The following is an 18,150-nucleotide window of genomic DNA, read 5'->3' on the forward strand; positions in this document are numbered from 1 at the left end:
CCCTGCACCAGCCACAGGGCCCAGCATGGCGGTGCTCTTATGCAACCCATTCGGTCAGGAAGCAGTGCGCTTGCATCGCTTTTATAAAGTGCTGGCCGAGCGCCTGGCACGCTCCGGCATGGCCGTGCTGCGCTTCGATTACGTCGGCACAGGCGAATCGGAGGGCGACGACCTGATCGGTCAACTCGACCTCTGGTCTGACAATGTGCTGGCCGCGCACCGCGAGTTGCGCCAGCGTAGCGGCTGCCATCGCGTCGCGTGGATCGGGGCACGTCTGGGCGCCACGGTCGCCCATCAGGCGGCCACTCGCTTGTCCGGCTCGCTGGATCAGCTGATCTTGTGGGAGCCCATTCTGGACGGCCAAGCCTACCTGGCCCAACTGGCACTCGACCACGCGCGCAGCGTGGCTCGAGGCGGGCTGTCATTGCCGCCCGCATCTGAACGACCATCAGGCGAGGCTTTGGGTTTTGCCATGAGCTCAGACTTGCTCGAGGACATCGCCCAGGTCACCCCCCGACTCCTGACACGCGCCACACCGGTTCGGACCACCTCGGTACTTGGTCAACCCGACGACATCGAACTGGCTGCTGCCGTTCAACATGCCCAAGCCACTCAACCGTCGCTGCGGCATCAGGCGCTGCAAGTACCTTTTGACTGGACTTCAGAAGAAGCGTTGAACACATCGTTGGTACCGCCTGCGGCCCTGCAAGCGCTCAGCAAACTGCTGGAGGACGCCCGATCATGAGCGCCCCGATCGTCGCCCCGCCCGTCGAGTCGTCTCACGTCGAATCGGTCTGCATCTTTGGCAGCGACCACCGGCTGGTGGGCACTTTGTGTCAGCCACAAAGTGGTGCCCCCAAAGAGGTGGCCTTCATCATGCTCAATGCGGGCGTGGTGTCACGCATGGGCCCCCATCGCTTCAACGTCAAACTGGCTCGCCATCTGGCCGAACGCGGTTTTGTCAGCCTGCGTTTCGACCTGTCTGGACAAGGAGACAGCCGCCCTGCTTCCGGCGTGCATTCACAAGAAGAGCAAGTCATGGTGGACCTGCGTGAAGCCCTCGACGTGGTCTCGCATCAAACTGGCATTCGACGCTTTGTGATCGCGGGCATTTGCTCTGGGGCTGTGGCGGCCTATTACTTTGCGCAGCGCGACCCCCGTGTTGTGGGCACCTGGATGCTCGACGGCTACACCTTCCACACCTGGCAATCGCAAGTGCGCCGTTATGGCGGCAAGCTGATGCGCGCCCTCAAAGGTTTGCTGTTCAACGGGCGAGCCACCCTCCAACGCCTGTTCGGCGCGCTCAAGCTCAACGCCCTCGGCAAGGGGCAGGAAGTGGTCGACTACGGTTCGAACCGCCATCCCACGCAAGCCGAATACGTCGCGGCCATGCAGAAACTGGCCGATCGTGGGGCGCGCCACTTCATGATGTTCTCGGGCGATATCCACTGGTACTACAACTACTCAGGTCAGTTCCACGATGCCTTCGGCAAACACGCCTTCGCCCAAGGGGTGACGGTGGAGTACATGCCCACCATCGACCACACCCTGACCCGTTTGAACGCACAACAGCACGTCATCACCCGCATTGGAACCTGGGCATGCACATTCGCCAATCCACCGTCGCGCTGATCCTCACCGCCTTGGCCACCGCAGGCGGCTTTCTGGGTTTATGGACCTCGTCGCAATCATCGCCGCTGGCACCGAAAGCCGCTGCCACCGACACCCGTATTCCCCTGGCCATCTTGGGCGACTCGGACAGCCACTCCTACCACGATGAGCTGTCGTTTCCCCCGGGCGGGCCGGATCGAGGTGGCCCCTATCGGGCGCAGACCTGGCAATGGGGCGAAATCCTGTCGCAACTGCGAGGCGAGCAGATTGACCTGGGGCCATGGGGCAGTTGGGGCACACGTCGCATCGTGGCGCGTGCCCAAGAGGCCATCGGCCTGGACGGACGCTACCCCCGCAAGATGGATTTCCGCCATAACTTTGCCGTCTCAGGCGCCGTTTGCGACGACCTGATTCAAGGCCAGATGGTGCACCAGTTGCTCGCGCTGATGGACCAGGCGCCCGAGCGTTGGAGCAAGGGTGTGGTGGTCATCCGCATCGGCGTGAATGACGTCGGTACACGCACCGCCTTGACCACGTGGGCCCGCAATGGACAAGACCCTGCCCTGATGACCAAGGTCGACAACTGTGTCAACCGCTACAAGCAGGCGGTGTCCATGATTCAGGCGAAGCACCCGCAAACCCGCATTGTGCTGGTCGGCCTGTTTGACAACAGCCATTGGGCGCCGCTGACTGGTCAATGGCAAGACGCCGAATCGATGCGGCAGATCGCCATGGGCCTGAAGGCCTTCAATGGCCCCTTGCGTCAACTCGCAGCCAGCCACCCCAAGCTGGCCTTCTTTGATGACCAGGCCTGGTTCCAGTCAAACTGGGGTGGCCGTACGGCCGATGGCAAACCCGCTTACAAAGTCGTGACCGTGGCGGGTCGTTGGCCCACACCCAATACCCAAGGTGACAGCCCTGACCACGCCACCGTGGGCGACGGCCACGCCGGCACCATCTGGAACCTGAAGTGGAGCCAGGCTTTGGTTCAGCAGTTGAACCAAGCCTTCCAGCTGGGCATTGCCGACATCAGCGAACAGGACATGGCCCAGTTCCTGACGTCCAAAGGCATTCAGAGCCGCTGAGGTGAGCCCGCCTCTTCAGCCCGGGCTCGTCAAACGCGCCCGCTCAGCCCTGCGCCAGTTTGTCGCGCAGCATCACCATGCCTGACTTGGCCACATCCAGCCAACGTCGATCGCCCACCGGATGAGGCTCGACTCCCAATCGAGCCATTCGGTTGCGAATGGCATGATTGAAACGATAAGCCCGGCGCCACATCATGCTTTCTTCCGTGTTGAAGATGATGGACATGGAAATGGACACATCGTCGGGCCCGTTCTTGACGTGGTGCCCCGCCAGGAAGGGAATGTGCAAGGCTTCGCCCGGAGAGAAATCCCAGGTGATGCCCAACTTGTCGATCTCAGGCGACCAGGGCAGCTTCGTGTTCTGGTAGGCCACATAGGCCTCGGCGTTGGGGGCCGACACCACTCGCTGGTCCCATTGCGGGTGCACGCACACTTGCTTGGTGCCGCGAAATTGCATCAGGAAGGTCGAATACCGATCGATGTGAAACGGTGTGATGCTGTTGGGCGAGGCAATGAAGAGATAAAGCTGAGGGTCGATGACATGGGGCTTCACGCCCCGCTGCCGCAGCACACCGGCCACCTCGTCAATCAAAGCCCGATGCAAGTCGGCAAAGGCCCGGTGCTTTTCTGGCTGGCGCACCATGATGTAGGAGTCACGGATGCGGATCTGGTCGATCACCTCTTCAATCGATGCATCCTGGGGGCGCTTTTTAAAGGTGCCTTCAAAGTCAGCGCCGGTCTCAAGCAACTGCTTGGAGTACATGACCTGAGACTGAGGCAAGGCGGGAATGACTTCAGACAGGCTAGCCAAGGTCAGCGCAGGATGGTCTAGCAAGTTATGCCCAAACTTGAACGACTGACGGTCCATCAACTCGGGACGGAACTGCTCATTGAAACACCTTGCCACGCCACTCTCCTACCTGCGTTTTAGGGAAACACTTGGATACAACAAAACATTTCGAATAGTAGGGGAATTGAACATCGAATGGGGAGAAATTTGCGCCCATGCCCCCCCTAATCGAATGCATGCGCCCCCGCGTTCTGGCCGATACTGCCGGCATGCGTGAGCCCCCCGCCTGCCTGCCCCTGAGGGCCCCGTTCGACTCCCTGCTCTGGTTGATCGACTTGCGCCAAGCCGATACAGGCCATGAACAGGTGCTGTCCGTGCATGAGCAAGCCCGGGCCGCACGCTTCCGCTTCGAACGCGACGCCCGACGCTACCGTGTCAGCCACCTCGCCCTTCGGCACCTCCTGGCCAGCGCACTGGGCTGCCTGCCCGGTGGGGTGGTGTTGGAAACAGGCCCCCACGGCAAACCGCACCTTCGCGGTAGCGGCTATCACTTCAACCTCAGCCACAGCGACGACTGGGCTTTGATTGCCCTCCACCCAGACCACCCCATCGGGGTCGATCTGGAATGCTGGCACCCGATCAGCGATTGGGCCACGCTGGCCCAGCAAAACTACACGCCGCGCGAAAACGACGCACTGCGGGCGCTGCCCGTCGACGAGCAGGCCCTTGGGTTCCTTCGGTGCTGGACTCGCAAGGAAGCTTGCCTAAAGGCTCTGGGCAGCGGCTTGCTGATTGAACCCCATGGTTTTGAAGCCGGCATCCACCCCACCGCCACCCGCGTCGGGATCGCGGTCCCGCAGGGCGGTGTCTGCCACATGAACGTGGTGAGCCTGGATGTGTCTGCGCAGATCGAGCAGCAATCGCCTCCCCTTTTGCTGGGGGCGTTGGCTCTCGTCGAGCCTCAGGCGGCGGGCTTGTGCTTCTGAGCCAGACCGTCAAACGTACTGGTCAACGCCCACTCGAGAATCTGTGCATCGGTGTACTGGCCTGATGCTTTGAGCATGGCCACGACCGGGTCGCAAGCTCGGGCAAACAGTGTGTACAAGATCATGTCGGCAGGCAAATCTGGATTGAGCAGCCCGCCCGTTTGCGACTGGGTGATCCAGATGCCGAGCTTGTTGCTCAGATCAACCAGCCGATCCATATACGCCTCGTTGGACAGCAAAGACGCTGTCAGCGACGAATTCTGCGAGGGCAAGGAAGGCATCTCGCCTACGAGCTGGCTTTCCATGGCCCAGCGCGCCACAGCCTTGAGCTGATCCAGCGCGGAGCCCTCCCCCCGCTGCCGAAGTCCATCGACAAAAGCGATGGCTCGATCCAGCGCCCGCACCATGGCGGCCGCGGCCAGCTCTTCCTTGGAGGCGAAGTGCTTGTACAGACTGGCCTTGGCGATGCCGGCTTCAGCCGCCACCTCGTCGACGGTCATGCTGTCATAGCCCTTGGTCGCGAGCAAACGATTGACGGCCTCGACGATCGAGTCCTCTCGCAAACGCTGAACTTGTTCTTTGTAGGAAAGCCGTGCCATGCGTGCATTGTAGACCAGCTCGCCAGGAAAATGACCCGCACGTGCAAAGTAGATACTTTTGAGTTACTATTTGAACTCATAAGTTCATTTTTAAGTCTTCGTACGCAGGGAGCCCCTCATGTCACGCATTGCAGTCATCGGTTCAGGCATCAGCGGGTTGAGCGCTGCCTGGCATTTGTCTCGCAGCGCCCATCCGCTGGAGGTCACGTTGTTCGAAGCGGGCCAGCACTTCGGTGGTCACGCCCATACTGTGGACGTCACTCTGCAGGGAATCACGCACGGAGTCGACACTGGCTTTCTCGTATTCAACGAGCGCACCTACCCGGGGCTGATCGACCTGTTTGAACAACTCGGCGTGGAGCAGGCCCCGTCTGAAATGTCGTTTTCTGTTCAGGCTCCCAGCAAAAGCGGTCAAGGCAGCCTTGAGTGGAGCGGTCACTCGCTCAACACGGTTTTCGCGCAACGCGGCAATTTCCTGCGCCCACGGTTCTGGTCCATGCTGGCTGACATCGTGCGGTTCAACCGACTGACGACCGAACTGGCCGAAAAGGGCAGCGACGCGGCGCTGGCCCAATCGATTGGCGAATTCCTCGACAGCCAGCGCTTCAGCCAGGCCTTCCGCGAAGATTACTTCCTGCCCATGGTGGCTTGCATCTGGTCTTGCCCCACGGCCCAGATGCTGCGCTTCCCCATGGCCACCATGATCCGGTTCTGCCACAACCATGGCTTGCTGCAAATCGCCAACCGCCCTCAGTGGTACACCGTGGCGGGGGGCTCGCGCCAATACGTGAGCAAACTGGTGGCGCAGTTGCGCGATGTTCGCCTTCAGACACCGGTGAAAGCCATCACCCGGCAAGCCCAGGGCGTGACCGTTCACACCGCAGCAGGGCCCCAGCAATTTGATGCGGTGGTGCTGGCCTGCCACAGCGATCAGGCACTGGCTTTGCTGGGCCCGCAGGCGTCGCCGGCCGAACGCCTCCTGCTGGGCTCCATTCGTTACCAACCGAATCGGGCCGTTCTCCACACCGACACCCGCATGCTGCCGCAACGCCAGTCGGCTTGGGCTGCCTGGAACTATGAACGCGCCGCGTCACCCCATATTGAGGATGCGCGTGTGTGCTTGCACTACCTCATCAACCGCTTGCAACCGCTGCCATGGGAAACACCTGTCATCGTTTCGCTCAACCCGGTACGGGAGCCTGAGGCTCAGCAGGTCATCCAGGAAATCGAATACGCCCATCCCGTGTTTGACCAGGCCGCCATTGACGCTCAAACACAACTGGCTCACATTCAGGGCCAGGAACACACTTGGTTTGCCGGCGCATGGTGCGGCTACGGCTTCCACGAGGATGGATTCCAGGCAGGACGCCTGGCCGCCCAAGGCATCATCGATCGCCTGTCGCGGCCTGCAGCGCGTCAAGCCGCGTGAGGAACCTGGCCATGGCAAACGCCCCCGTTTCCCTCCCTGCTCCGCAAGCCATGCTGGCGCGCGGCCAGGTGTGGCACCAGCGTTTGCGCCCACGTCAGCATCAGTTCACCTACGACACCTACTTCCTGATGTTGCCGATGCGGCAGGCGGGCTGGAGCGTGCCGCGTCGCAAGTGGGGCCTCATCACCTTTGATGATCGCGACCACGGCGAGGGTGGCCGCGATGCGTTGGCGTGGATCGAGTCTCTCCTGCAACGCGAAGGCCTCCACGACGCCGATGGTGAAATCTGGCTGCAAACCTACCCCCGCGTGCTGGGTCATGCATTCAAACCGGTGAGCTTCTGGTACGCCTACAGCGCCAGTGGGCAGTTGCTGGCGGTGGTGGCCGAAGTGAACAACACGTTTGGTGAGCGCCACTGCTATCTGCTGACCGGTCCCGATCTACAGCCCAATCAAGCGATCACGGCCAGCAAGGTGTTCCATGTTTCACCGTTCTGCCGGGTCGAGGGCCACTACACCTTCCGCTTCGACGTCTCGGCGAACCGGGTCCTGGCCCGCGTGGACCTGCACGACGACCAAGGGGCCCTGATTCAAACCAGCATGAGTGGGCAGTTGCAGCCCTTCACCGCCAGGGCAGCCTGGGCCGCTTTCTGGGCTACCCCCTTCATGACCTTGGGCGTGGTGGCACGCATTCACTGGCATGCCCTGCGTCTGGTCCTCAAACGCGTTCCGTTCTTTCACAAACCTGATGCGCCCGAGCGCTTCGTGACACGATGAACACCTCCGTCCATACCCCCACCGCTACCCGTCGCCTGCCGTCTCAAGCGCCCGCTGCGGCCAGGACCGTGTTTCGCATGCTCGAAAACCTGGCTGTTGGCCGCCTGGATGTGCAGTGGCCCGATGGGCAGCACAGCACCTTCCCGGCCCACCGCTCTGAACAGCACGATGACCTGCGCGCCACCATCTGCCTGGAGAACTGGCGGGTGTTCGATCGCACCTTGAAGTCGGGCGATATCGGCTTTGCGGAAAGCTACATCGATGGCGACTGGCACACCCCGAACTTGACCGCATTGCTGTCGCTGTTCATTGCCAACCGCGATCACATCGAAAAAGTCATCTACGGCTCCTGGTGGGGCTCACTGCTGTATCGCGTCAAGCACTGGATGAATCGCAATTCGCGCAAAGGCAGCGAGAAGAACATTCACGCCCATTACGACCTGGGCAACGACTTCTATCGACTGTGGCTTGACCCGTCCATGAACTACTCCAGCGCCTGGTTCGAGGGGCGCACGGGCGAGGCATTGAGCCAGCATGATCTGAAAGCCGCCCAGCAAGCCAAGATGCTGCGTGCGCTGGATGAGGCCGGCGTGCAACGCGGCGACCGTGTCCTTGAAATTGGATGCGGCTGGGGAGCGATTGCCGAACTGGCAGCACGCGAGCGTCAAGCTCACGTCACGGGGGTGACGCTGTCACGAGAGCAACTGAAGTGGGCGCAAGATCGTCTGCACGCAGCCGGTCTCTCAGAGCTGGCCGACCTCCGCTATCAGGACTATCGCGATCTGGCCGAGCAAAACGAGTCCGCGCCCTTTGATGCCATCGTATCCATCGAAATGTTCGAGGCGGTGGGGCGTGAATACTGGCCCAGCTACTTCGAAACCATTCGCCGTTGCCTGAAGCCAGGTGGCAAGGCCTGCGTTCAGACCATCACGATTCGTGACGACCTGTTTGACCGCTATGTGAAGTCCACCGACTTCATTCAGCAGTACATCTTCCCCGGTGGGCTGTTGCCCAGCCCCTCTCAGTTCGAAGCCATGGCCAAACAGGCGGGCCTGGTGGTGGAAAAACGCCTGGCCTTTGGTCGCGACTACGCGGAGACCTTGCGCCGCTGGCGCGATGCCTTCCTGAGCCGGGAAGCCGATGTATCTCGGCAAGGCTTTGACACGCGCTTCGTTCGCATCTGGACTTTCTACCTGGCGTATTGCGAAGCCGCCTTCGACCACGGCAACACCGATGTCATGCAGTTCACGCTGCGCCGCCCCGGAAACTGAACACACCCATCCATCATGTCTGCGCATCGTCCACACACCCTCAGCCGTCGACAGGCTGTCCTGGCCATCGCGACGCTACTACCCGTGAGCACCTCTGCCATGAACATCGCCACACCCATTGCCTCGCCCAGCATTCCCAGCGAGGTCCACACCACACTCGAAGCGGTGCGTCTGATCGGCCAAGGTGCCCTGCGCTTCTTCGGTCTGCTGGTGTACGAGGCACGCCTGTGGGCTCCCGCCAGCTTCCAGGCTGATGGGTATGACAAGTCGGCCTTTGCACTCGAGCTGCAATACGCCCGCAAGCTCGACGGCCCCGCCATTGCCGAGCGATCGATTGCCGAGATGGAGCGCGTCGGCGCCTTCACCGAAAGCCAGTCGAAAGCCTGGCTGGCGCACATGACACAGGCCTTCCCCAGTGTGCAGGCACAAGACCGCCTGACCGGCGTGCACGACGGCCGCGGTGGCGTTCGCTTTTACTTCAACGGCAAGCAAACCGCAGCGATCAACGACAAGGAGTTCGCGCGCTTGTTCTTCGGCATCTGGCTGTCCCCACGCACATCGGCGCCCGCCCTGCGTTCGTCTTTGTTGGGGCAGAAGTAAGCATGCAAGCGGCCAGCGCACACCAAAGCGGATGGCGCTACGGGCTCCTGGGGCTCCCCCTGGCCTTTGTATCGCTGCCCTTGTATGTGCTGCTGCCTCGACATTACGCCGAACACCACGCCGTCCCACTGGCCACCCTGGGGGCGCTGCTGTTGATGACCCGCCTGCTGGACGCCATGATCGACCCGGCCTTGGGGCGATGGGCCGATCGCTTGTTTGCCCGCAACCCCAGGCGCAGTTGGCAAGCCGCAGGCTTGGGTGCAGCGGTCATGGCCCTGGGCTTTGCGGCCCTGTGGGCCCCCCCGCAGGGCGAGCAGACGGCATTGCTGGTCTGGCTGGCAAGCGCACTGGTGGTGACCTACATCGCGTTCAGCCTGGTTTCCATCGTCCATCAGACCTGGGCCGCACGTTGGGGTGGGCAGCCACAGGAACGCACCGCCCTGGTGGCATGGCGTGAAGGTGCCGCGCTGGCAGGCGTGTTGCTGGCCAGCGTCTTGCCGGGTTGGGCTGGCTTGCAAGCCACTTCGATCACTCTGGCCCTGGCCCTGGTCCTGGGCTTATGGACCCTACACCAGACCCTGGCGCACCACCTGTTGCCATTCCATTTGAATCCGATCCGTGGCGGTACGCCTGATGCGACATCGCAGGCTGTGCCCGCATCGACCATCTCCCACCACTCCGTGTGGCGTGACCACCCCTTCGTCGCATTGCTGGTCGTGTTTCTGCTCAACGGCAGCGCCAGTGCCATGCCGGCGACCTTGCTGCCGTTTTTTGTGCGCGACAGCTTGCAAGCCCCTGAATGGGAACCCGTCTTCCTGGCCAGCTATTTCCTGGCAGCAGCCGTTGGGCTGCCGCTGTGGGTACGACTGGTCAAGCGCTGGGGGTTGGTGCCCAGTTGGCTGGTCGGCATGGCACTCAGCGTCGCAGCCTTCTGCGCGGTTCCTGCCCTGGGGCCTGGTGACGCGCTGGCCTTCGAAGTCGTTTGTGTTCTCACAGGTCTGGCCCTGGGGGCAGACCTGACGATTCCGGCGGCCATCTTGACCGGACTGATTCATCAGTCGGGGCGAGGCCAACAGGACGAGGGTCAATTCTTCGGCTGGTGGACGGCCGCCACCAAGCTCAACCTCGCGCTGGCCTCGGGCCTGGCTCTGCCCCTGCTGGGCTGGCTGGGCTTCAAGACGGGCGTCTCCACCCCTGAAAACCTGTCGGCCTTGGCATGGACCTACGGCGTACTGCCTTGCGTGTTCAAGGTCGCCGCAGGCGCAAGCCTGGTGGCGGCCAGCCGCCGTTACCCCATTTTGAAAGGACAGCCATGAATCGCTGGACGCGACTGACGGCCATCGCTGCACTCGGCGGCATGATGGCGCTCAACCTGAGCGGCTGCGCAGGCCCCCAGGTACAGGACTACGCTCAAGAGCAACCTCGCCTGGATCTGCGTCAATACTTCAACGGCCCCGTGCGGGCACATGGCGTGTTCACCGACCGGCAGGGCCGCGTGGTCAAGCGCTTCGTGGTCGACATGCAGGCCACCTGGCAGGGCAACCAAGGCACGCTCGATGAACGCTTCACCTACAGTGACGGCACCAAGCAGCAACGCGTGTGGCACCTCACCGACCATGGGCAAGGTCGCTACAGCGGCAGGGCCGATGACGTGGTGGGAGAAGCGTCGGGAGAGGCTGCGGGCAACGCCCTGCGCTGGGGCTACACCCTCGCCTTGCCAGTAGATGGCCGGGTCTGGCATGTGCAGTTCGACGACTGGATGTTCCTGGTTGACGACAAGACCATGATCAACAAGGCCGTGATGAGCAAGTTCGGCATTCGCCTGGGCGAGGTCACCTTGTCCTTCACCCGACTGTGAACCCCATGGCATTGATGGCTCTCAACCCTCGCATCCGCCACTGGTCTGGCCAGGTGGTCTGGCTGGTCGGAGCCTCCACGGGCATTGGGCGAGCCGTGGCTCATGCCCTGCATGCGCACGGTGCCCGCGTCATTGTGTCGGCCCGCTCGGCTTCGGCGTTGGATGAGTTCACGCAGGCCCACCCAGGTAGCCACGCCTTGCCGGTGGACGTGACCGATCGGCAGGCACTGAAGCAGGCCGCGCAGTCGATCGTGGCGAGCGCCGGCCGGCTGGATCTGGTGTTGTTCTGCGCTGGCCACTACCGCCCCATGCGCGCCACCGAGATGGACCTGGACGAGGCGCTGAAACATCAGCAGGTCAACCTCACCGGGGCTTGGCACCTGCTCGACGCCGTGCTGCCGATTCTGTTGAAACAAGGGCACGGCCACCTCAGTCTGGTCGCCAGTGTGGCCGGCTACCGCGGACTGCCCAATTCACTGGCCTATGGCCCCACCAAGGCGGCGCTGCAACATCTGGCCGACACGCTGTACCTGGATCTCCACGACCAGGGCTTGGGAGTCTCCATCATCAATCCCGGTTTCGTGGCCACACCTTTGACGGCCCAGAACCAGTTCGCCATGCCCGCCCTGCTCACCCCCGAGCAGGCCGCTCAGGCCATCCTGTCTGGGTGGGAGAAAGGACGCTTCGAGATTCACTTCCCCAAGCGCTTCACCTGGTGGCTGAAATTGATGCGGATGCTGCCACACTCGCTGTACTTCGCCCTCGTCAAACGCGCCACCGGCCTGTGAGCCCTGATCGACATGACCTCCCACATCGATGCGCGAACCGCTCGCGTGATCCACTTCTTTGAAAACCTGACGCCGGCCAGCCTGTCGCAGCTCGAAGCGCTCTACACGCGCGACGCGCGCTTCAAAGACCCCTTCAACCACGTCCAGGGTTTGAAGGCCATCGAGCGGGTGTTCAGCCACATGTTCGAGACCCTGAACTCGCCTCGCTTCGAAGTGCTCAGCGCCGACACCGTTGATGACCATGCCTGGCTGACCTGGGACTTCATCATCCAGCGCCCCGGAAAAAAAGAGTGGCGCATCCATGGCGCCACTCGTTTGACTTATGCCTCAGATGGCCGCATCACGCAGCACCGGGACTATTGGGATCCGGCTGAAGAGCTGTATGCCCGACTGCCGCTTCTGGGCCCCCTGGTGCGTTGGCTGACGCGGCGCCTTTCCGCGTCCACTTGAGCGACCAGTTGATCAGGTCGTCCACGTAGGTAAACACCACCGGAATGACCAGCAGGCTCAGGAAGGTGGAGGTGATCAAGCCCCCAATCACCACAATGGCCATGGGCGAGCGGAAGCTCGGGTCCACCCCCACACCCAAGGCAATCGGCACCATGCCGGCACCCATCGCGATGGTGGTCATGATGATCGGGCGCGCCCGCTTGTGGCAAGCGTCAATGACCGCTTCCCAGCGGCTCAGGCCATGCTCGTTGCGGGCCAGCACGATGTAGTCCACCAACAGGATCGAGTTCTTGGTGGCAATGCCCATCAGCATGATCAAACCGATCATGGACGGCATGGACAGCGCTGTGTGGGTGACGAACAAGGCAAAGAACGCGCCCGGCACCGACAGGACCAGAGCCACCAGGATGGTGACAGGCTGCACGAAACCGTGGAACAGCAGCACCAGCACCACGTAGATGCAGATCACGCCCGTCAGCATGGCGAGACCAAAGCTGGCGAACAATTCACCCATGGCTTCGGCATCACCCACGGTGGTCTGCGTGACCCCAGGTGGCATGTTGCGAATGCTGGGCAGGTTCATGGCCAACTTCTCGACCTCACCCAAGGGCTGGCCATTGAGGGCGATCTCGAAGTTGACGTTGCGCAAGCGGTCGTAGCGATCGATCTGCGCGGGCCCACTGTCCATACGCAGCTCCGCCACGTTTGACAAGGGCACCGGGCCGCGCGCACCGGGCACGGGCAAGCGCGACAACAGATCGATGTCGCCACGCGCCTCGGGCTTCAGGCGCACCACCACCGGCACCTGGCGCTGAGACAGGTTCAACTTGGGCAGGGCCTGATCGTAGTCACCCATGGTGGCCACACGCAAGGTGTCGGCAATGGCTGCGGTACTCACACCCAGGTCTGCCGCCTTGGCCGTGTCCGGGCGAATGATGAGTTCGGGCCGAACCAGGCTGGCGGTCGAAGTCACATTGCCAATGCCTGGAATGGTGCGCAACTCGCGCCCCACCAACTGGGCGTGTTCCGCCAGCACTCGGCCATCTTCACCGGCCAGCACCAGAATGTACTTTTCGGCGGAACCACCGAAGCCGATGTTGATGCGGGCACCCGGCAATACCTCCAGCGCTTGGCGCAATTGCGCTTCAATGTCTTGCTTGCTGGTGCCCGCGCGCTGCGTGCGGTGCGTCAGGTTCAGTGTGAGGGTTGCTTTGCGCGCCTCGGTGGCGCCGCCTTGCATGAACGGATCCCCGCCAGCGGCACCCGCGCCAATGGCGGTATAGATTTTCTTGACATGCGGGTTGCGTGAGACGATGGTTCGCGCCTGCTCGGCCACCTCACGAGTCTGCGAATAGACACTCCCCGGTGGCAATGTGATCGTGACCTGGGTTTGAGATAGGTCATCAGGTGGAATGAAGCCAGTCGGCAACAAGCCCACCAGGAAGAACGAGCCCACGAAAAAGACCACGGTCGCGAAGGAAGTCAGCATCCGGTGTTTCAAACACCAACGCGCCCACCCCAGATACTTCGTCATCCACAAAGGGTCCGGATGCTCTTTGGTGATCGGCTTGAGGATGTAGGCCGCCATCATGGGGGTCAGCATGCGAGCCACGACCAGAGAGAAGAACACCGCAATCGCCGCGGTCCAGCCGAACTGCACGAAGAACTTGCCCGCCACGCCGCTCATGAACGCGGTAGGCAGGAACACGGCAATCAGGGTGAAGGTGGTGGCAATCACCGCCAAGCCAATCTCATCAGCGGCCTCCATCGCCGCCTGGTAGGGTGTCTTGCCCATGCGCAGGTGGCGCATGATGTTTTCGATTTCCACGATGGCGTCATCCACCAGGATGCCGACCACGAGCGACAGCGACAACAAGGTCACCACGTTGATCGAGAAACCGAACAGGTACATCACACCAAAAGCCGGGATGACCGACAGCGGCAGCGCCGCCGCAGCCACCAGGGTGGCACGCCAGTCGCGCAGGAAGAACCACACCACGATCACGGCCAGAATGGCCCCCTCGTAGAGCAGGTACATCGAGCCGTGATAGTTCTCCGACACGGGATCAACAAAGTTGAACGCCTCGGTGATGGCGATTTCCGGATGCTTGGCGCGCATTTTCTCCAGTGCGGCCTTCACGCCATGTTCCACCTCGACTTCACCGGCGCCCAGCGATCGCACGATCTCGAACGCGACCACGGGCTTGCCATCCAGCAAGGCCCCGGAACGCTGCTCGGCCACGGTGTCGCGCACGGTCGCCACCTGGTCGAGTCGAATGTGCCGGCCATCGGACAGCGCAATGTCCATCGCAGCCAGTTCCTCAGCCGTTTGCACGGTGGCAATGGTGCGCACCGATTGCTCGGCCCCACCGATGTCAGCGCGCCCGCCGGAGGCTTCCTGCTGCACATTGCGCAACTGGCGAGAAATGTCGGCGGCCGAGGCGTTCAGTGCCAGCAGCTTGGCAGGGTCCAGCTCGATGGCAACCTCACGGTTCACGCCGCCCACGCGGTTGATGGCACCCACCCCCTTGACCGCCAACAGGGTCTTGGTCACATCGTGATCGACAAACCACGACAGGGCCTCGTCGTCCATGCGCGAAGACGCCACCGTGTAGGTCAGGATCGGCATACCCGACAGATTCATCTTGTTGATGACCGGGTCGCGCAGGTCACCGGGCAGGTCCGATCGAATACGGGAGACAGCGCTGCGCACATCATCGAGCGCCTCTTGCGTGGGCTTTTCCAGGCGGAACTCGGTGGTCACGGTGACCGCGCCATCTTGCACCTTGGTGTAGATGTGCTTGACCCCTTGCAGCGTGGCAATCGAGTTCTCGATCTTGCGCGCCACTTCGGTTTCCAGCTGTGCCGGCGAAGCCCCAGGCAAAGCGGCCGACACGGTCACCGTGGGCAGATCAATGTCCGGGAAGTTCTGGATCTTCATGCTGGAAAAACCCAGCAGGCCTCCCAGCGTGAGTAGCACGAACAAAAGCAACGCCGGAATCGGGTTGCGAATGGACCAGGCTGATACGTTCATGGTTCAGGCCTCTCGTTTCAGCGGGCAACTGCCGATGTGACGCCAGATGCCGGCGTAGATGTCGACGCAGGCGCGGCCACCACACGGACCGTGTCGCCATCGGTCAGGAAGCCCACACCAGACGCCACCACGGGGGTGCTGGCATCGAGGCCCTTGAGTACCTCGACCCGATCCGACATGCGGCGGCCGACCTGAATCTTGGTCATCGCCACCTTGTTGTCACTGCCCACACGGAACACATAGGCAAAGCCATCGCGCAATTGAACCGCGGTTTGGGGTACGGTCAGACCTTGTGCCTGGCCAATATCAAACTGGCCATTGGCAAACATGCCGGGCTTGACGCCACTGGTTTTCACGCCCTCGGCATCCAGGTCCACATAGACCAGACCACTTCGCGTGTTCGCATCAACAGTGGGGGCCACGGTGCGAACCTTGCCTGTGAGGGCTGGCCCGCCTGCAGCGGCGAGTCGGGCCACCATGCCCGACTTGATTCGATGCAGATCGGCTGCGGCAACCTCTGCTCGCCATTCCAGCCTGTTACGACGCACCAGGCGGAACAATTCCTGGCCAGGTTGCACCACGGCGCCCACGGTGGCGGTACGACCCGAGACCACCCCATCGTCAGGCGCCACCACTTCGGTTTGAGCCAAACGCAACTGATTCACCGCCAATTGGGCTCGCATCGAATCAACACGGGCGGTGGCTGTCTGCTCTGCCGTGGTGGCGCGCAAGGCGTCTTGCTTGCTGATCATGTCGGTGGGCTGCAGGGAGCGAGCCCGGGCCGCGTTGGCCTTGGCTTCAGCCAACATGGCCTCGGCTTCGGTCAAAGCGGCTTTCGACAGGGCCACCTCGCTGCGCACGCTGTCCTGGCGCAGCACGGCCATGACCTGGCCCTTGCGCACACTGTCACCCACCTCGACCAGGACGCGCTCCAGGCGCAGCCCGCCCACTTCGGCGCCCACACTGGCTTCCTGCCAGGCGGCGATCGAACCATTGGCCGCCACAGCCACCGGCCAGGCAGCTGTTTCTGGCAACACAGTGCTGACCGTCAACGCCGGATTCACCTCAGCAGACGCCCGCGGGCTTGCTGCTTTCGCGGCTGAGGCCGCAGTGGCATCACCTGGCGAAGCGGTGGCCTCGCCCTTCTTTCCGCAAGCTCCGAGCAAACCGGCCAGAACCAGTACAGACAGCATCTGGACTGCGCGGCGTGTGTGCTTCTCCCTCGTCATCATGGGCTTCTTCCTTGCAGGCCTCCAAGGGCCAAAATTTGAGATTGAAATCAACCGCCTTGGCGGACACGACGCTCGTGCTCCACCAGGGCCAATCCATAACCGACCAAGCGAGACAACACCTGGTCGAGTGCCCCATCTCCAGACAGCAAAGAGGGGGCCAACACATTCATGAACTCGCGCGACATGCCGTAGTCATGCACCATGGCCGCCAAGGCAAAGGCCAGTTGATGCAGCGCATCGTCTACCTGGGTCGCCCCGACATGCCGAGCCAGCAACTCCACCAACTGCGTGTGCAGCGGCAGAATGTGTTGCGCGATCACATCCTTGTACTCATGCGTGGGCTCGATCATTTCACGCAGATGCAGCCGCAAGCACCACTCTGCCTGCTCATCATGCCCCCAAGGACACAGCAAAGCCGACATGAACAGATGCAGCGCTTGCTCCAGCGTCAACTCCGGTGCAGACAACTGCGCAAACACCGAGGCCATGCCTTCCAGGGGCCGCTGCAGCACGGCACGATACAAACCGGCCTTGTCACCAAAGTAGTAATGAATGGCAGCCACATTCTGGCCCGCAGCCAGGCAAATTTCCCGTGTTGATGCCTTGGCAAAGCCCTTGTCTGCGAAGATGCGACTGGCTTCTTCAATCAAGCGCTCACGAGCCCGCAAACCCTTGAGGGAGGCGGCTTCCTCGACGGGTTCAACAGGCTCCACAGCAAAATCAAGCGCTTGTTTGATTTTCATGGCACGATAGTAGCCTATGTTCGAAGTCTGGACTTACCCCACCTCTGAAAAGGGTCTGACCTTGCGCGGTTGGTACACCCCCCCGCGCGGCAAACCCGTCATCCACTTTCTACATGGCAACGGGTTTTGCGGGCGCACCTACGAGCCCATGCTCATGCACCTGTCGCAAGACTTCGATTTGTGGCTGTCAGACATCCAGGGGCATGGCGACAGCGACCACGGCGAACGCTTCCTGGGCTGGAACCGCAATGCGGAGTTGGCCATGCAGGCCTTCCAGGCCCACGCTCATCTCTACGCCGATGTGCCTCATTTCGCGCTGGGGCACAGCTTCGGTGGCGTGCTGACGGCTTTGTTGCTGGCTGACCGCCAGCACACCTTCCGCAAGGCCATTCTGCTCGACCCCGTGCTGTTTTCGCCCACCATGCTGATGGGCATGTCGGTGGTGAGTCTGGTGGGTGCGGGGCGGCTGACCCCTCTGGCCAAGGCGGCCATGCGCCGTCGCAAACATTGGCCTGACCGCGAGGCGGCATTTGCAGCCCTGCACGGACGTGGCACCTATAAGGGCTGGAGTGACGAGGCCTTGCGCGCCTTCGTGAATCACGCGCTAAGAGACACACCAGACGGTGGCGTGGAGTTGAAGTGCGCCCCCTCGCGCGAGGCCGACATTTTCAGCTCGGCACCCGAGCGCTTGTGGGGTTCGGTGGGTCGCATCCGCATTCCGACCCTGATCTTGCATGCGCAAGACACCATGCCTTTCGTGGGTCCGTCAGCGGTTCAGGCTGCGTCGATCAATCAGTTCATTCAGGCCGAGCAAGTTCCGGGTGGGCACTGCTTCATGCAAGAGGACCCGGCCAGAACGGCCGCCCAGGTGCACAACTTCCTCATGGGTTGAGCGGAT

At 62.1% G+C, this 18,150-nt stretch carries 18 protein-coding genes; 13 read left to right on the forward strand and 5 right to left on the reverse strand.

Annotated elements, in window-relative coordinates:
* Nucleotides 1-25: 25 nt before the first annotated feature.
* Genes VFW72_RS13195 through VFW72_RS13205 form a run of 3 tightly spaced genes read left to right on the forward strand, consistent with a single transcriptional unit; the run spans nucleotide 26 to nucleotide 2,696 of the window.
* Entirely contained in the window at nucleotides 26-745 is a 720-nt protein-coding gene (locus VFW72_RS13195; protein ID WP_329674766.1) for a serine aminopeptidase domain-containing protein, read from the forward strand.
* Nucleotides 742-1,632 (forward strand): alpha/beta fold hydrolase, encoded by an 891-nt coding sequence (locus VFW72_RS13200; protein WP_329674767.1) that lies wholly within the window; start codon nucleotides 742-744, stop codon nucleotides 1,630-1,632. The genes VFW72_RS13195 and VFW72_RS13200 overlap by 4 nt, the downstream gene beginning before the upstream one ends.
* Nucleotides 1,602-2,696, forward strand: a complete 1,095-nt coding sequence (locus VFW72_RS13205; RefSeq protein ID WP_329674768.1) for an SGNH/GDSL hydrolase family protein — start codon at nucleotides 1,602-1,604, stop codon at nucleotides 2,694-2,696. Before VFW72_RS13200 ends, VFW72_RS13205 begins: the two co-directional genes overlap by 31 nt.
* Before the next feature lie 43 nt (nucleotides 2,697-2,739).
* On the opposite strand, the gene VFW72_RS13210 is transcribed toward VFW72_RS13205, so the two are convergent.
* Nucleotides 2,740-3,603 (reverse strand): cupin-like domain-containing protein, encoded by an 864-nt coding sequence (locus tag VFW72_RS13210; protein ID WP_329674769.1) that lies wholly within the window; start codon nucleotides 3,601-3,603, stop codon nucleotides 2,740-2,742.
* A gap of 119 nt (nucleotides 3,604-3,722) precedes the next feature.
* On the opposite strand from VFW72_RS13210, the gene VFW72_RS13215 reads away from it, so the two are divergent.
* Nucleotides 3,723-4,472, forward strand: coding sequence for a 4'-phosphopantetheinyl transferase family protein (locus tag VFW72_RS13215; protein WP_329674770.1), 750 nt, complete (start codon nucleotides 3,723-3,725; stop codon nucleotides 4,470-4,472).
* Here the strand turns inward: VFW72_RS13215 and VFW72_RS13220 are convergent.
* Nucleotides 4,448-5,071 carry a helix-turn-helix domain-containing protein gene (locus VFW72_RS13220; protein ID WP_329674771.1) on the reverse strand — a complete coding sequence of 208 codons (624 nt, stop codon included), beginning with the start codon at nucleotides 5,069-5,071 and terminating at the stop codon, nucleotides 4,448-4,450. The two genes, VFW72_RS13215 and VFW72_RS13220, sit on opposite strands and share 25 nt — an antisense overlap.
* 118 nt (nucleotides 5,072-5,189) lie before the next feature.
* On the opposite strand from VFW72_RS13220, the gene VFW72_RS13225 reads away from it, so the two are divergent.
* From VFW72_RS13225 to VFW72_RS13260, 8 genes are read left to right on the forward strand one after another with little or no spacing between them, the layout of a single operon-like run.
* Nucleotides 5,190-6,500, forward strand: coding sequence for an NAD(P)/FAD-dependent oxidoreductase (locus tag VFW72_RS13225; protein WP_329674772.1), 1,311 nt, complete (start codon nucleotides 5,190-5,192; stop codon nucleotides 6,498-6,500).
* An 11-nt stretch (nucleotides 6,501-6,511) separates the two neighbouring features.
* A complete protein-coding gene (locus VFW72_RS13230; protein ID WP_329674773.1) occupies nucleotides 6,512-7,276 on the forward strand; it encodes a DUF1365 domain-containing protein in 765 nt (254 codons plus the stop codon).
* On the forward strand, nucleotides 7,273-8,547 hold the full coding sequence (locus VFW72_RS13235) for a cyclopropane-fatty-acyl-phospholipid synthase family protein (RefSeq protein WP_329674774.1): 1,275 nt from the start codon (nucleotides 7,273-7,275) through the stop codon (nucleotides 8,545-8,547). Before VFW72_RS13230 ends, VFW72_RS13235 begins: the two co-directional genes overlap by 4 nt.
* A gap of 15 nt (nucleotides 8,548-8,562) precedes the next feature.
* Nucleotides 8,563-9,147: a chalcone isomerase family protein gene (locus tag VFW72_RS13240; protein WP_329674775.1), complete on the forward strand. Its 585-nt coding sequence runs from the start codon at nucleotides 8,563-8,565 to the stop codon at nucleotides 9,145-9,147.
* Nucleotides 9,148-9,149: 2 nt separating this feature from the next.
* Nucleotides 9,150-10,463, forward strand: coding sequence for an MFS transporter (locus VFW72_RS13245; RefSeq protein WP_329674776.1), 1,314 nt, complete (start codon nucleotides 9,150-9,152; stop codon nucleotides 10,461-10,463).
* Nucleotides 10,460-11,005 carry a DUF3833 domain-containing protein gene (locus tag VFW72_RS13250; protein WP_329674777.1) on the forward strand — a complete coding sequence of 182 codons (546 nt, stop codon included), beginning with the start codon at nucleotides 10,460-10,462 and terminating at the stop codon, nucleotides 11,003-11,005. Before VFW72_RS13245 ends, VFW72_RS13250 begins: the two co-directional genes overlap by 4 nt.
* A gap of 14 nt (nucleotides 11,006-11,019) precedes the next feature.
* Nucleotides 11,020-11,793 (forward strand): SDR family NAD(P)-dependent oxidoreductase, encoded by a 774-nt coding sequence (locus tag VFW72_RS13255; RefSeq protein ID WP_329675006.1) that lies wholly within the window; start codon nucleotides 11,020-11,022, stop codon nucleotides 11,791-11,793.
* A 12-nt stretch (nucleotides 11,794-11,805) separates the two neighbouring features.
* Nucleotides 11,806-12,243 (forward strand): nuclear transport factor 2 family protein, encoded by a 438-nt coding sequence (locus tag VFW72_RS13260; protein ID WP_329674778.1) that lies wholly within the window; start codon nucleotides 11,806-11,808, stop codon nucleotides 12,241-12,243.
* Here VFW72_RS13260 and VFW72_RS13265 read toward each other — a convergent pair.
* Genes VFW72_RS13265 through VFW72_RS13275 form a run of 3 tightly spaced genes read right to left on the reverse strand, consistent with a single transcriptional unit; the run spans nucleotide 12,134 to nucleotide 17,252 of the window.
* Entirely contained in the window at nucleotides 12,134-15,277 is a 3,144-nt protein-coding gene (locus VFW72_RS13265; protein WP_329674779.1) for an efflux RND transporter permease subunit, read from the reverse strand. The genes VFW72_RS13260 and VFW72_RS13265 overlap by 110 nt on opposite strands.
* A 17-nt stretch (nucleotides 15,278-15,294) precedes the next feature.
* Nucleotides 15,295-16,509, reverse strand: a complete 1,215-nt coding sequence (locus VFW72_RS13270; RefSeq protein WP_329674780.1) for an efflux RND transporter periplasmic adaptor subunit — start codon at nucleotides 16,507-16,509, stop codon at nucleotides 15,295-15,297.
* Nucleotides 16,510-16,556: 47 nt separating this feature from the next.
* The gene (locus VFW72_RS13275; protein WP_329674781.1) at nucleotides 16,557-17,252 is read right to left on the reverse strand and encodes a CerR family C-terminal domain-containing protein; all 696 of its coding nucleotides are present in this window, start codon (nucleotides 17,250-17,252) and stop codon (nucleotides 16,557-16,559) included.
* 16 nt (nucleotides 17,253-17,268) lie between these two features.
* Here VFW72_RS13275 and VFW72_RS13280 point away from each other — a divergent pair, with 16 nt between their 5' ends.
* Nucleotides 17,269-18,144, forward strand: a complete 876-nt coding sequence (locus tag VFW72_RS13280; protein WP_329674782.1) for an alpha/beta hydrolase — start codon at nucleotides 17,269-17,271, stop codon at nucleotides 18,142-18,144.
* Nucleotides 18,145-18,150: the final 6 nt, after the last annotated feature.

The sequence above is a fragment of the Aquabacterium sp. genome (genome assembly GCF_036273115.1).
Lineage (GTDB): Bacteria > Pseudomonadota > Gammaproteobacteria > Burkholderiales > Burkholderiaceae_C > Aquabacterium.